Genomic DNA, 14,548 nt, shown 5'->3' on the forward strand with positions numbered 1-14,548 from the left:
AGGAGAATATGAATGATTAAAGTGCTAAGTGTTTTTGGAACAAGGCCTGAAGCAATAAAAATGTGCCCTTTGGTAAAAGAATTAGAAAAAGAAGAGAAAATTAAATCTGTTGTTTGTGTTACTGGACAACATAGAGAAATGTTAGATTCTGTTTTAAATATTTTTGGGGTGAAACCAGACTACGATTTATCAATTATGAAAGAAAACCAAACATTGTTTGATGTAACAATATCAATTCTTGATAAGATTAAACAAGTACTAATAAAAGAAAAACCTGACTTAGTATTAGTTCACGGTGATACTTCCACTGCGTTTGTAACAGCATTATCTTGCTTCTATGAGAGAATTCCTGTTGCTCACGTTGAAGCTGGTTTAAGAACGTATGATATATATTCTCCGTATCCTGAAGAGTTTAATAGACAAGCGATTACTCTAATATCCACTTTAAATTTTGCTCCTACCGAAGTAGCAAAGAGCCAACTATTAAAAGAAGGCAGAAAAAACATCTATGTAACAGGGAATACCTCGATTGACGCACTTAAATATACTGTTGATTCAGATTATTCAAGTGATATTACTGAGTGGGTACAAGACTCAAAATTAATTGTTCTAACCGCTCATAGAAGAGAAAACATTGGTACACCAATGGAAAACATGTTTAAGGCAATAAAGTCAATAACTGAGGAATTTTTAGATGTTAAAGTAGTATACCCTATACATATGAATCCCAAGGTACGAGATATTGCAAAAAGAATATTAGGAGATAATCCAAACGTAAGAATAATAGAACCTTTAGATGTTTCTGATTTTCATAACTTATTAAATAAATCATACATTATATTAACAGATAGTGGAGGAATACAAGAAGAGGCACCTAGTCTTGGTAAGCCTGTACTTGTTATGAGAGACACTACTGAACGCCCTGAAGGTGTGCAAGCAGGAACATTAAAATTAGTTGGAACAGAATTTGAGAATATATACAATTCTTTTAAACAATTACTAACTGATAAGATAGAGTATAATAGGATGAGTAGCACGGCTAATCCATATGGTGATGGTACTGCAAGTAAACAAATAGTAAATGCAATATTAGATTATTTTGAAGGAGAAAAAAACTATGAAAATTAATGTTATAGGCTTAGGATATATTGGTTTACCAACAAGTTTGATATTAGCGGCGAATGGTAATACTGTAGTAGGCACGGATACAAATCAAGAAATAGTAAATAAGTTAAATAATAATATTGTTACTTTTGAAGAAGGAGGACTGGGTGATCTCTTCTTAGAAGCTTCCAAATCTGGTTTTACTGCAGAAACACATCCGGTGAAGGCGGATATGTATATTATTACGGTGCCTACTCCATATATGAAAGAGAGTAAACTAATAGATCCAAAATATGTACAATCAGCAGTCAGACAAGTTTTAGAAGTAATGAACGCAGGAGCAATACTGGTAATTGAATCAACAGTATCTCCAGGAACAATAGATAAGTACATTAGACCGATAGTATTAGAAAGCAATAAATCTCCTGAACTTGTACATGCTCCTGAACGCATTCTTCCTGGTGCGATGATTAGTGAATTAATCAACAATTCTAGAACCATAGGTGCAGACAGTCAAGAAGTTGCCGAAAAAGTTAAAAGAGTATACGAAACATTCTGTAAAGGAGAAATTGTATTAACAGATATAAGAACTGCCGAAATGAGTAAGGTAGTTGAAAATACATACCGAGACATTAATATCGCTTTTGCAAATGAGTTAGCTCAAGTTTGTAGAGAAGCTGGCCTTGATGTATATGAAGTGATAAGAATTGCCAATAAACACCCAAGGGTTAATATTCTTCAACCTGGACCGGGCGTAGGTGGGCACTGTATATCAGTAGATCCATGGTTTTTAGTGGGAGATTATCCAGAAAGTACTAAACTAATTCATCAAGCGCGACGCACTAATGATAGTATGCCAAACTATGTGTTCGATAGAATTGTTGAAATAATGAAAGAAAATAATATAACTGAGTTTAGTAAAGTAGGTATATATGGTCTCACATATAAAGAAAATGTTGACGATATGCGAGAAAGTCCAACACTACAACTCTTAGAAAATATACCACAATCAAAAGAATTTATTATATATGATCCATTAATTATAGAGAAGAAAATAGCAAATCAAGAATTGGATTTTTCTAATTTCATTAAATCTGTTGAGTTAGTTGTTATTATGGTTAATCATGATCAACTAAAAAATCAGTCGTTAGAAGGGAAAGTTGTTTTTGATACAAAAAACTCAATAACTTTACCTAATACATACAAGTTGTAATATGAAAACATTAGTTATTTCGAACATGTACCCTAATAAAGAGTTTCCTACATATGGAGTCTTTGTTAGGAGCACAACAGAGTCAATTGAAAAATATAGTAAAATATCAAAAATAGTAATGAATAAAAAGGTGTCAAAATTAGGAAAAGGGCTAGAATATCTAGTCTTTTACATTAGAATAATATTTTTTTATCTGTTTGATAACTCAAGTTTGATATATATTCATTACCCATCACATGTAGCGTTTCTAATTAACAAGTTATCACTAATTAGAAAAAGAAAAATTATTACAAATGTTCATGGATCCGATGTTGTGGCAAAACAGGGAATTGAGTATAAGATGAGGAAGCACACCGAACAATTATTACAAAACTCTATTAAAATTGTTGTTCCTTCTTCGTATTTTAAAAATTACCTATTGACTAATTATAAAGGCCTCTCATCGTCCAATATATATTGTTATCCTTCAGGAGGAGTGAACTCATTGATTTTTAATCATAAAAACCTAAGTAAAAATGAGTTCATTAAACATTCATCCTCAATAACAAAAAACACTTATTCATATATTTCAAGAGTAGATGAAGGAAAAGGTTGGGATACATATATTCGTGCTATTTCAATATTAAAAACAGATTTCCCTAACATTTTTCAAGCCCTTCATTTCAAGATAATTGGAAGTGGATCAAAGTCTAATAGTTTAAATGATTTGCTTAATGAAAACGGTCTGACAGATGAAGTCGAATGGATTAACTCCCTACCACAAAAAGATCTTGCAAAAGAAATGAAAAATTCAAAGTTTGTAATCTTTCCTTCAGAATTGCAAGAAAGTTTAGGGTTAGTAGGCCTAGAAAGCATGGCATGTGGAACACCCTTAATTACTAGTGGAGTTGCAGGGATTTCTTCATATTTTGTCAATGAAGTGAATGGCATCGGATTTGCTTCTGGGAATGCAAGCGATCTTGCTAAGTCAATAGTTATATCAGCTGAAATTACAGATGAAGAATATGATAACATGTGTACTTTAGCAATTGAAACAGCAGAAAAGTATTTAGATATCAATGTTGAAAAAGTATTAGTTGATATAATAAAGAGGTGAGTATGAGAAAAATTATTAATGAAGAAATAAATGATAATTTACTATCGGTTTCGGTTTTCTTATTGTCGATAAATCAATTTGTCTCCATTCCGTGGTTTGTAAAGATTCAAAAAATATGTGGCTATTTTGGGGTCGCAATACTTCTAGTTCTGTTTATTCACAAACTCGTATTAGAAGACACTAATAAGACTAGAATTATCAAATCAATCCTATTAGTATTGTTTCTTACAAGTGTTATATACAGTGGAAGACAGTTTATCCTAGTTACCTTTCTGTTAATGATGGTGATAGAAAAAGACAATATTGACACTACCATCAAGATCGTCATGTATACTAGTTTGTTTTCAATCCTTATTACTGTTACGAATTACACTTCATTTAATGGAGTTAGTTTTGAAAATTATGAAAATAGAACTATATTTGGTAGAGAAATATCGGTTCTTAAAGAGTCCCTAGGATACAATCATGCAAATAAATTGTTTCTTAATTCATTCATACCTTTTGCATCCTATTTGTATCTAAACTTTGGAATAATAAAAAGATATGTTCATTTCATATTTGTCTTTCTTTTTTTAGTACTGTTTTTTATTACTTTCTCCAGAACTGGATTAATTTGTTATTTATTTTCTCATTTTGCATATTTCTTTGTAGATAAGAAGTATTCGTCGAGTATAATGAAGTTTTCTTTTTTTACGGTTGTTATATTTTCTTTTTTACTTCCGATGTTATATATGAGAATTGATATTACAATATTAAGTAAATTAAACAGAGCGTTATCGGATAGAATTCGATATAGTGCCGATGGTATAAATTTAACAAAATTAACTGCATTCGGAACGAATATTGATGGGTTAAGAAGTCAACAAGGATATATTGTTACTGTAGATAATAGTTTTGTTCTTACCTTAGTTTCGTATGGATATGTTGTTTTTGGTATTATGATGTCTATAGTAAGTTATGTGGTTGCATTTACGAAAAATAGGAAGTTACTATACTTTATCCTGATATTTGGGATATACTATTTTGCTGAAAGTTATTTTTTCTCAGCAATCTATAATTTCTCCTTGTTGTTAATAGGGGTAGAGTTCGAGAGGATATACAATGAAAGAAAGAATATTTAATACATATGTTAGTGATCTAACTATGGATGAAACTGTGAGAGAAGTAGATGAGATTATTCAAAGGAGGGTTCCAACCCAACATGTTGTAATTAACGCATCGAAAATTAATTTAATGAATAAAGACGAGGAACTTACGAATATCATCAACAGTTGTCCTATTATTAATGCAGATGGAGCTTCAATTCTATGGGCAGCAAAAAAACTTGGAGTTAGTTTAAAAGAAAGGGTCACAGGAATCGATTTATTTGAAGAGCTGTTAAAGCTGTCAAATGTAAAAAAATACAGAATATTTCTTTTTGGTGCAAAGCAAGAAGTTGTTGAAAAAGTTAAACAAATCATTGAAGAAAAATATCCTAATGTTGTCATTGCAGGAATAAAAAATGGATATTTTGATCAGTCAAAAGAACAAGAAATTGTAGATATGATTAAGGAAAGTAAGGCAGATATGCTATTTGTAGCTTTCTCTTCACCTAAGAAAGAATTTTGGGTAAATAAGTACCTTCAGGAAATGGATATTCCATTTTGTATGGGAGTTGGTGGAAGTTTCGATGTTGTTGCAGGAGTAACAAAAAGAGCACCTGAGTGGATGCAAAAGTCCGGTCTTGAATGGTTCTATAGATTTATTCAAGAACCAGGAAGATTGTTTAATAGATATATTATCGGTAACTTAAAGTTTGTTCTCCTTACATATCAATATAAGTTTAAAAGAAAATAGTAGTGAACATGTAATTAAGGACTTATAATTATGTTTCTTTTCACATGAAGCACATTATGCCGATATGCATAGTGTGCTTTTCTTCTAATGTGATATAATTGGTAAAGCTACTTGGAATGATGTGTTTTTAATTTTCAAGAGTATGTACATATGTTATAATTCAACTAGCTTTTTGTTTTGAAAGGAATACTATGAGAAAAAATTCTAGAGACTTATTTATCGTTTTATATAAGACCATAGTTTATGTTGCACTTTACCTAGTATTTTTCTTGTGCTTCAAAAGAGAAAATATTGCTTTAGTAAATTTATCAAGAACACTCGTAATTACCTCAATGACTTTTGTTACTGTTGGAATACTAATGATGTTTGTTTACGGAAACTTTGAAATTGGTAAGAAGAAAACCAAACCAATTATTTATTCTATGGCAGTTGGAATCATTCTGACAGATCTACTTACTTATCTGCAGTTAATGATCATGAATACGAATCCATTTAATAATCCAGTTTTTAAGTTAGAACAACTTGATACATTATTAATTGTGATTGTTGTTCAAATCTTAATTATCTACATCACAACGTCAATCGGAAATAGAATTTACTTCAATATGAATAAACCAATGAAGACACTCTTGGTATGTAGTGATCCTGATGATCATGATGCTGGAGTAATCGAAAGATTCATTGATAGATTTAAGTTACAGTACAATGTTGTTGGCAAGGTTCACCAAGATAAGATTCTTGATCCAAAATGCTTAGATGCAATTGAATACGTTGTATTTGTTAATGTTCGTTCAGCAGAGAGAAAACAGTGGGTTGATGAGTGCTACAAGCGTAGTATCAGCTTCTCCTATTCACCTTCAATCTCAGATGTACTTGAGCTTAGTGGTGAGCATGTCACATTTGATGACAAGCCAATGATAAGCATTGATGCAAAAGGTTTATCCCTTGAACAACGTGTTGTTAAACGTGCTATTGATTTACTTGGAGCAATCGTAGGAGTTATCTTATCGTCACCAATCTGGATTGTATCGGCAATCGCAATTAAACTCGGTGATGGTGGATCCATTCTCTTTACTCAAGATCGATATACAATCAATGGTAAAATTTTTAAAGTTTATAAATTTAGAACAATGAAAGAAAACGTTGAGAACTATTCCTCAACTGAAGATGATGATCGCATCACTAAAGTAGGTAAAGTTCTTCGTAAGATTCGTATGGATGAACTTCCTCAACTTCTCAACATCTTAAAAGGCGATATGAGCCTTGTAGGGCCTCGTCCTGAGATGTTAAGCAACGTAGAGCTATACGAACAGGAACTTCCTGAATTCCGCTACCGCTTGCGTGTAAAGGCTGGATTAACAGGTATTGCTCAAATCGAAGGGAAATATAACACAAGCCCTTACGATAAACTGCTGATGGATTTACTCTATATTGAGAACTACAGCATCTGGTCAGATATTAAATTAATACTTCGTACTGTTACCGTAATCTTTAAATCCGATAGTACCGAGGGATTTGACAAGCCTCAAAAATAACACTGCAATAATTGTAGTGTTATTTTTATTCCCAATTTAGTATAATTGAGCTAGAAACAAGAGGGGATAGTAATGTCTGTTTTTTTCTATGTATATGTGCTATTTATGATAGCCTTTATTGAAATCATGAACTACTCGTTTCATAATTTTTTTGAAAGACGTTATGAGCGAGTAATTTTTGATATTCTCTCACTTACAGTTAATGCAATATCAGTGACCTTTATCTTTTGGGGAGTCAGTTCTTTTATCCGCTCTGTACTCCTCATTATTTTACTCTTTATCAATGTCATTGCGCGTTATAAGATGAGCTCATTGACTGCCCTCACAATATCCATGGTCTACATTGTTAGTACTTATTCAGTGAGGGGGATTATCTTCCCACTTATTGCTCTCGCATCATCGCAACCACTTGTTGCAGTTATGGTTCATAAGGATAGTTACTATATTGTTCAATGTTTAGCTTTAGTCATTACTACAGCGACACTCCTATTATTACGCAAACATTTGGTTAAAGATGATGATTTTAGATTGTTTATCTCTCATCCATTCCAACTTCGTACATACCTAGGATGGCTCTTTGTATCGTGGATACTTATGATGGTTATAAATACGGGTCGTTATCGTGATCTTGAAGCAACTTGGTATTCATTAACGTATTTTACGACTGCGAGTCTTATTGCCTTATCACTTGTTTATTTCTATTACTACTTGAATAAGATTACAGTTTATTCAGAAAAGGAAATGATTGAACGACGAATTATAGAGAGTCTTGAATCGAAGTTAGAACTCTACAAACGTCTTGAAGATCAACTGATGTCGATTCGTCGGTTTAGACACGATTATCGTAAGGTTCTTCATACACTTAAGTACTATTCAGAGAATGAAGACAACGAAGGTATGGCGCAATTTATTCGTGACACCTTAGAAGTGGTGGATGTCCCAATTGATGCAGGGATGCAGTATAGTAATAACTTTTTACTGGATGCTATGCTTCAGGATATATCAAATAGAGCAGAAAAGAATAATATACGATTTGAAGCTCAAGTATTTTTCCCAGAAGGATTTGAGATATCTGACTTAGATATTGTAAGACTTTTTGGTAATGCTGTTGAGAACTCATTAAACCATACATTAAATGTAGAAGATGGATGGATTAAGATTCTAGGTAAAGAAACCAATCACTGGTTCCATCTCTCAATATCAAATTCATTTGATGGATTAATTAAGAAAAACAAAGGTGCAATCATTACCCGTAAAAAAGATGCACACGATCATGGACATGGGATTTATATCATGAGTGATATTGTAGAAAAACTAAACGGAGTTATTACCTATAGTGATAATGAAACACATGATGTATTTACCGTTAAGATATCCATTCCATTAAATTAGTATTACAGGAGGTTATTTTGTATGAAACGTTATCACTTAGTACTATTGACATTTCTTGTTGTAGCGATAGGAGCGATACTTTCACTTATCATAAATAAAGCACAACATAAGATAGAGACAATACATTGTGAACGTTATGACATCATACCTTTTGATGAGCTCAACAAAGCAGCTGGAGTAGATGGTGGTACCATTACTATTTCTTTAGAAAACACTGTTTACTCTTTAAAAGAATACTCATATCTTAGCAGGGCACCACAGTATCATCTACAGATTATCGATTCATTAGAAGTGATTCTTACTACAAACGGTGAGGAGTATCGTGTACCTGTAATAGCTAAAGACTCCTATCCTGCTGAGATTAGTGTAAAGTATGAAGGTCAGGAAATAGATAATGATTCCAAGATTGAAGTTTACCAGTATGAGCTAATCGATGAACGATTCGAAGTTAGTGCTACTGAAAAGAAAAATGACGTAACGCAAAAGTTAGAAACGGTTAAGCTTGTTGATAAGGTAGATACTTCACAACTTGGTGATCAAAAGATATCCTGGCATGTTAGTGATGGAGTAAATGACACTAACTTTACAGTACATGTAAGTGTTAAAGAGAATACAGAGAACGTAGGCATGAATAAAGACGGTATAATGGAACTGAAGTATCCTCATCTGGAGAGTGCTTTAGTAACACGTAAACGTGCATTACCAAAAGACTATGTTCCAGAGTTATCGTTCATTCCTGCTAAATATTCAGTGAGTGATGGATATCGAGCAACACCTACTGTAAGTAATGCGACAACGTATCTAATTGATGCAATGTATGAAGAAACAGGACTTTGGATGTTTGTGACATCATCGTATTGCAACTATGAGCTCCAAGAACGCCTTTACACGGGTTATATTGCTCAGTATGGACAAGAAGCTGCTGATAGACTTTCAGCACGTCCAGGCACCTCAGAACATCAAACAGGGCTTGTGATTGATGTTGTTACTCCTGGTGGGGAAATGATGAAGTTTAAAGAAACGAAACAATCAGAGTGGGTTAATAAGAATGCTCACCGTTTTGGATTCATTGTTCGCTATCCAGAAGGTAAAGAAGATATTACAGGGTATATGCCTGAAGCATGGCATCTACGTTATGTTGGTGAAGATATTGCAAAGAAGGTTTACAATTCTGGATTAACATATGACGAATGGTATCGTGATAACTTTGTAAATATAAATATGGATGAGTAATCATTAAATAATATATATCAATAAATAAGGCTTATTCTGAATAATAATCAGAACAAGCCTTTCTTTTATAATGGTATAAGATTGAAGAAATTAGTTGTTCTTCATCTTTGCTTTTCTATTTGTAGTTGAAAAAGTAATTAATAACATCCCAACTGCAATAGTAAATATACTTGAATATGATTGTGCAATACCTGTACTTGGTAGTTTAACAGTATCTTGATCTTCCTTTGGAGTTTCCGTAACTTCTGGAAGTTTAGGTTCTTCCGGAGTTTCAATGACAGTTTCTTTCAGGTTCCACTTAGCAAATAGTATTGTACTTCCTTGTAATGTATCTGTATCAAAGTTCCAAGCTTTTGTGAGAGTAACATCTGAATACCAACCAGCAAATTCGAATCCTTCTTTAGTAGGGTTTGTAGGTTTAGTAATAAAACTGCCTTCTTTAATACCAGTCAATGGAGTAACAGGTGTTCCACCATTGGATTCAAAGGTAACATCGTAATAGTTTATTACAGGAGCAATTGGATTCCATTTTGCATATAATGTAGTGTTTGCATTCAATGTGTCTGTATCGAAGTTCCAAGCTGATGTAAGGTCGATATTTGAATACCAACCAGCAAATTCGAATCCTTCTTTAGTAGGGTTTGCGGGTTTAGCGATGAGACTACCTTCTTCAATGCCAGTTAATGGAGTAATAGCTGTTCCACCGTTTGATTCAAAGGTTACATCATAATAGTTGATCACAGGAGCGATAGGATTCCATTTTGCATATAATGTAGTGTTTGCATTCAATGTGTCTGTATCGAAGTTCCAAGCTGATGTAAGGTCGATATCTGAATACCAACCAGCAAATTCAAATCCTTCTTTAGTAGGGTTTGCAGGCTTAGTGATGAGACTACCTTCTTCAATTCCAGTTAATGGAGTAATAGCTGTTCCACCATTGGATTCAAAGTTTACATCATAATATTGAATTGTTCGAGTATAGTTATAATTAATAGATAATGGGTGGTTAACCATCCAGTTTTCAGCTGGGTAGTATAAATCGTGTTCAGGATTTGTAAAAGGATCGCCTGCAATATGAAATGGATAAGCATTGAGGATATCACTTTGTGTTGCAATAGGGTAATTTTCTGAGACAGATGCGCTTTTCCAATCACTGCTTTTACCAATAATACCAATATTTCCACCCGAAGTCATTCCACTAGAAATACCTGGTTTTACAACAGGAGCACCGAAGTCATCGACATGATAGAATCCTGCACCAATAACACGAGATGGTAAATCATCGCTGATTGTTATCGTAGTTGATTCTTGATATACTCCATTGTTATCAAAGTAGCCGAATTCTTGTAATGTACCCGTATCACGTGAACCTGCTTTGTACGTATCTGAATACTGTCCAGCATTTTTAAGGTTGATTACTTGCCCTCGAATTCCTGAGAAAGAAGTTCCTAGGCTATATACCTTCCAAAATTCAGTTGCACTATCTATTTCTGTTTGCGTTTTTCCAGCTGGTAATGGATTCAGCATATCTTGTCGGTTCATATATTTAGCTGCTGATAATGAAAACTTCAGAACTTCAGCAACCAAAATCTTTACGACAATAGGTTCCTCTGGATTTGTGATTGTAGGCACGAGATAAGCTGGTGAATTTAATGGTACAAGTTTATAGGTGCTAGGGACACTGGCGTTAAACTTTTCGTTGATGCTGTTAATTGATAGATAATATTCTGAAACAATATCATCATAGTCAGCATAGCCACTATCAATACCTAGTAAGGTTGAGTTGTTATAATCACCAAGATAGTATTCAATCTCAACTTTTTGTCGGTATCTAGTAATGTCTACAGATTCAAGTGCAAAGTGTTTTGATCCTGATTCTACAGTTTCCAATGAGTTGCCTTGTTTATCAATAAGAAGATTCGTGGTTTCATCATAATTAAGTGAGACAGTTCGTGTGTCATTTAACTCTTCACTTGTAAGTGTTGCACTAATCTCCTTTGTGACTGTTTCTGCATTAATATTCATAATCTGCGGTAACATTAGGCAGACTGAAAATAATGCTAAAATCGCATATTTAATTCTTTTCATGAGTTCCCCCTCTGGAATCACTAAATTATATTATTATTGACAAAATAACTTGTGGTTCATTAACGAACGCAACAATATAAAGCATCCCTAAACATATGAAATTTAGTTAACATCCATGTAAAAAGAAAATATCACAATATAATAAAAAAAATATAAAGATGTTATGAACGCTAGTAAAAATTGTAATGAATAAACATTTTTTATCTTGAAACAATGAAATAATAGTTATCTTTGAGTCGAAAACATTTACTAACAATGAGAATGTATTGACTTAAATATAAATACTCGGTACTATTAAATTAGTCAGGAGGTGTGGCAATGAACAGTTCTTCAATTAATTAAAACTGAATAATTAATAGGAGGAGTTTTGCCATGCTTACAATACATATCGGTGTTAAGACACCATTGGGGCGCGAACTTGTCGCGCCTTTTACTTTGTCAATCAATCACGGTGATAAGATTGCGATTATTGGTGAAGAAGGAAACGGTAAAAGTTTATACTTAAAATCAATCTTAAATATAGCGGATCCAGAGCTCTATGTGGAACGTTCTTTAAGTCATACTAAAACAGTCTTTGGATATCTTGCACAAGATCTCAGTACAGAGATTCTTTCAATGAGTGCTCGAGAGTATCTCATTGGAGAAGAGTGGTATCGATACCAAAAACTTGATGTTTATCTGCACCAACATTTATCTCATTTTAATGATGCTGACCTCGATCGATCGATGTCGAGTTTTTCTGGTGGAGAAAGGGTTAAGATTCAAATCATTCGTATGTTACTTCAGGATGCTGATTGTTTCTTACTGGATGAGCCTACGAACGACATCGACTTGAATACGATATTGTGGTTAGAAGATTGGATACAGGCTCAAAGTAAACCAGTCGTATTCATCTCACACGATACACGACTTCTACAGCACACAGCGAATCGGATTGTTCACTTTGAGCAAACACATCGTAAGACACGTTCAAAGATCACAGTATTCGAAGGGAGCTATGATTCTTACGTGGCGGAACGATACCAACACATTACAACTCATAATAAGAATGTTGAGAATCAACGTGCTCTTAAAGCCAAGCAGATGGATAGGTGGCGACGACTGTATCAACAGGTAGACCATAAGTTAGGGACAATATCACGTCAAGCTCCCTCAAAGGGGAGACTGTTGAAGAAAAAGATGGCAGTCGTAAAATCAATGGAGAAACGATTTGATCGAGAGAAGATTGCAGATAAGATTGATCAAGAAGAAGCAATCTCCTTAAGATTCAATGAGATGGAAGTGCTACATCATAAGAAGTTATTAGAAATTGATGTTAAGGAACTAAAGATTGCGGGTAGGACACTTGGGCATGATTACTACCTAGATATCTATTCTCATGATAAGATTGCGATTCTAGGTCCTAATGGCTGTGGGAAGAGTACTTTGTTGAAGCAGGTCTTTGATGATGAGTTCTTTATGCACCAGGATTATCGATTGAATCTCGATTATAATAAGAGTCCAATAGATAACTGTATTGACCAGGGGAGTCGTGATGAACGAACACAAGTCATCAATCACTTAGGAAGTCTTAAATTCACAGAGACTGAAATGAATACACCCATGAGAGATTTATCAGGTGGACAGAAGGCTAAGGTATCATTACTTAAGTTGGTATTAAAGAATCCACCGTACATTATCTTAGATGAACCTACACGAAATCTTAGCCCACTGTCTCAAGATGTTATCCATACAATGCTTAAGAGCTATCGAGGGCAATTGTCTGTGTAACTCATGACCGTGCACTTATTGAAGAGGTATTTGATAGTGTCTATGAATTCACGAAAGAAGGCTTCGTAGAGCTTGACTAGTAATGAATTATTAAGTCTTAGCTTTAAGTAAACAAGAAATATGATAGAATAAAACCAGGTGATAATTATGAAACGTTGTGCATGGGCAATGCATCATGAGGAAGATATTAAGTATCATGATGAAGAATGGGGAACACCAAATACAGATGACCGTTATTTGTTTATGATGTTGTGTCTTGAAGGACAACAAGCAGGCTTAAGCTGGATTACGATATTAAAACGTCGAGAATCCATGAAACGTGCATATGCAGAGTTTGATCCTGTGAAGCTATCTTCATTTAAAAGTGATGATGTAGATCGGCTATTAGAAGATCCTGGGATTATTCGTCATAAGCTAAAAGTAGAAGCAGTTATTTCAAATGCGAAAGCGTACTTAAAACTTATTGAAGAAACAGGGTCACTGAGTGATTATCTGTGGTCGAAAGTAGACTATCAAGCGATTGTAAATCACTATGATGATTACTCTCAAGTACCAGCACAAACTCAGTTATCGCAAGAAATTAGTAAAGATTTAAAGAAACGAGGATTCAAATTTGTGGGTCCTACAATTATCTATGCATTTATGCAAGCTGTAGGAATGGTTAATGACCATGACTCAGATTGCTTTAAAAAAGAATTGGATAAAAATGTTACTGTGAAAAGAGGGTAGATCGTATGTTAACGTATAAAAAATTTACAGAAGAGCACATTCCAACATATTATGAGTGGAGAAATGATCCAGAGGTAGCGAAGTTTGATCAGTCAGTATTCCTTCGTCCTATGGCTTTTGAAGAAGTTAAGGACTGGAGTCAAATAATGGTTGATGGTTTGACTTTCGTTGTTTATGATGATGAGAAACCAATCGGAACTTGTGCATTTATGCATTTGGATAATCGTAACCGTCATGCTGAGTTAGCGATTGTGATTGGTGATAAGAACTCATGGAGTAAAGGTTATGGAACTCAAATCATGACGCAACTATTAGAATGGGGATTTGAGGGACTTAACTTAAACCGTCTGTATCTTCATGTGTTTGGATTCAATGAACGTGCAATAGGTCTCTATAAGAAGATGGGATTCCAACACGAAGGATCCATGCGTAATATGCTCTATCGTGATGGGAAGTATCATAATTTAGAATGTTATGGACTTATGCGCGATGAATGGTTAGAAGCAAAGAAATAGTAAAAAGGCTGAATGGATATCCACTCAGCCTGTTTTT

Annotated in this window: 12 protein-coding genes; 11 read left to right on the top strand and 1 reads right to left on the bottom strand. The window is 33.9% G+C overall.

All coding sequences use genetic code 11. From position 1 onward, the window contains the following. The first annotated feature begins 12 nt into the window (after positions 1–12). From wecB to G7059_RS03515, 8 genes are all read left to right on the top strand, one after another. Positions 13–1,128 (top strand): non-hydrolyzing UDP-N-acetylglucosamine 2-epimerase, encoded by a 1,116-nt coding sequence (gene wecB, locus G7059_RS03480; RefSeq protein WP_166080708.1) that lies wholly within the window; start codon positions 13–15, stop codon positions 1,126–1,128. After that, positions 1,118–2,317, top strand: coding sequence for a nucleotide sugar dehydrogenase (locus G7059_RS03485; protein ID WP_166080709.1), 1,200 nt, complete (start codon positions 1,118–1,120; stop codon positions 2,315–2,317). The genes wecB and G7059_RS03485 overlap by 11 nt, the downstream gene beginning before the upstream one ends. 1 nt (position 2,318) lies before the next feature. Then, entirely contained in the window at positions 2,319–3,413 is a 1,095-nt protein-coding gene (locus G7059_RS03490; protein WP_166080710.1) for a glycosyltransferase family 4 protein, read from the top strand. A gap of 2 nt (positions 3,414–3,415) precedes the next feature. Beyond that, positions 3,416–4,534, top strand: coding sequence for a hypothetical protein (locus tag G7059_RS03495; RefSeq protein WP_166080711.1), 1,119 nt, complete (start codon positions 3,416–3,418; stop codon positions 4,532–4,534). Next, complete coding sequence (locus G7059_RS03500; protein ID WP_205700238.1) at positions 4,515–5,249, top strand: WecB/TagA/CpsF family glycosyltransferase; 735 nt, start codon at positions 4,515–4,517, stop codon at positions 5,247–5,249. The genes G7059_RS03495 and G7059_RS03500 overlap by 20 nt, the downstream gene beginning before the upstream one ends. Positions 5,250–5,440: 191 nt before the next feature. After that, the gene (locus G7059_RS03505; protein ID WP_166080712.1) at positions 5,441–6,784 is read left to right on the top strand and encodes a sugar transferase; all 1,344 of its coding nucleotides are present in this window, start codon (positions 5,441–5,443) and stop codon (positions 6,782–6,784) included. A 72-nt stretch (positions 6,785–6,856) separates the two neighbouring features. Then, on the top strand, positions 6,857–8,176 hold the full coding sequence (locus G7059_RS03510; RefSeq protein WP_166080713.1) for a GHKL domain-containing protein: 1,320 nt from the start codon (positions 6,857–6,859) through the stop codon (positions 8,174–8,176). Between the two features lie 21 nt (positions 8,177–8,197). Further along, positions 8,198–9,409 carry a M15 family metallopeptidase gene (locus tag G7059_RS03515; RefSeq protein WP_166080714.1) on the top strand — a complete coding sequence of 404 codons (1,212 nt, stop codon included), beginning with the start codon at positions 8,198–8,200 and terminating at the stop codon, positions 9,407–9,409. Positions 9,410–9,499: 90 nt separating this feature from the next. Here the strand turns inward: G7059_RS03515 and G7059_RS03520 are convergent, their stop codons facing one another. Then, positions 9,500–11,497: an InlB B-repeat-containing protein gene (locus tag G7059_RS03520; protein ID WP_166080715.1), complete on the bottom strand. Its 1,998-nt coding sequence runs from the start codon at positions 11,495–11,497 to the stop codon at positions 9,500–9,502. A 372-nt stretch (positions 11,498–11,869) separates the two neighbouring features. On the opposite strand from G7059_RS03520, the gene G7059_RS03525 reads away from it, so the two are divergent. The 3 genes from G7059_RS03525 to G7059_RS03535 all read left to right on the top strand — a co-directional run bounded on the left by G7059_RS03525 (position 11,870) and on the right by G7059_RS03535 (position 14,511). Then, complete coding sequence (locus tag G7059_RS03525) at positions 11,870–13,267, top strand: ATP-binding cassette domain-containing protein (protein WP_240920533.1); 1,398 nt, start codon at positions 11,870–11,872, stop codon at positions 13,265–13,267. 147 nt (positions 13,268–13,414) lie between these two features. Beyond that, positions 13,415–13,996: a DNA-3-methyladenine glycosylase I gene (locus tag G7059_RS03530; RefSeq protein ID WP_166080717.1), complete on the top strand. Its 582-nt coding sequence runs from the start codon at positions 13,415–13,417 to the stop codon at positions 13,994–13,996. Positions 13,997–14,001: 5 nt separating this feature from the next. Continuing rightward, on the top strand, positions 14,002–14,511 hold the full coding sequence (locus G7059_RS03535; protein WP_166080718.1) for a GNAT family N-acetyltransferase: 510 nt from the start codon (positions 14,002–14,004) through the stop codon (positions 14,509–14,511). Positions 14,512–14,548 lie beyond the last annotated feature (37 nt).

The organism is Erysipelothrix sp. HDW6A (assembly GCF_011400295.1).
In the GTDB taxonomy this organism is placed as follows: domain Bacteria; phylum Bacillota_I; class Bacilli_A; order Erysipelotrichales; family Erysipelotrichaceae; genus Erysipelothrix.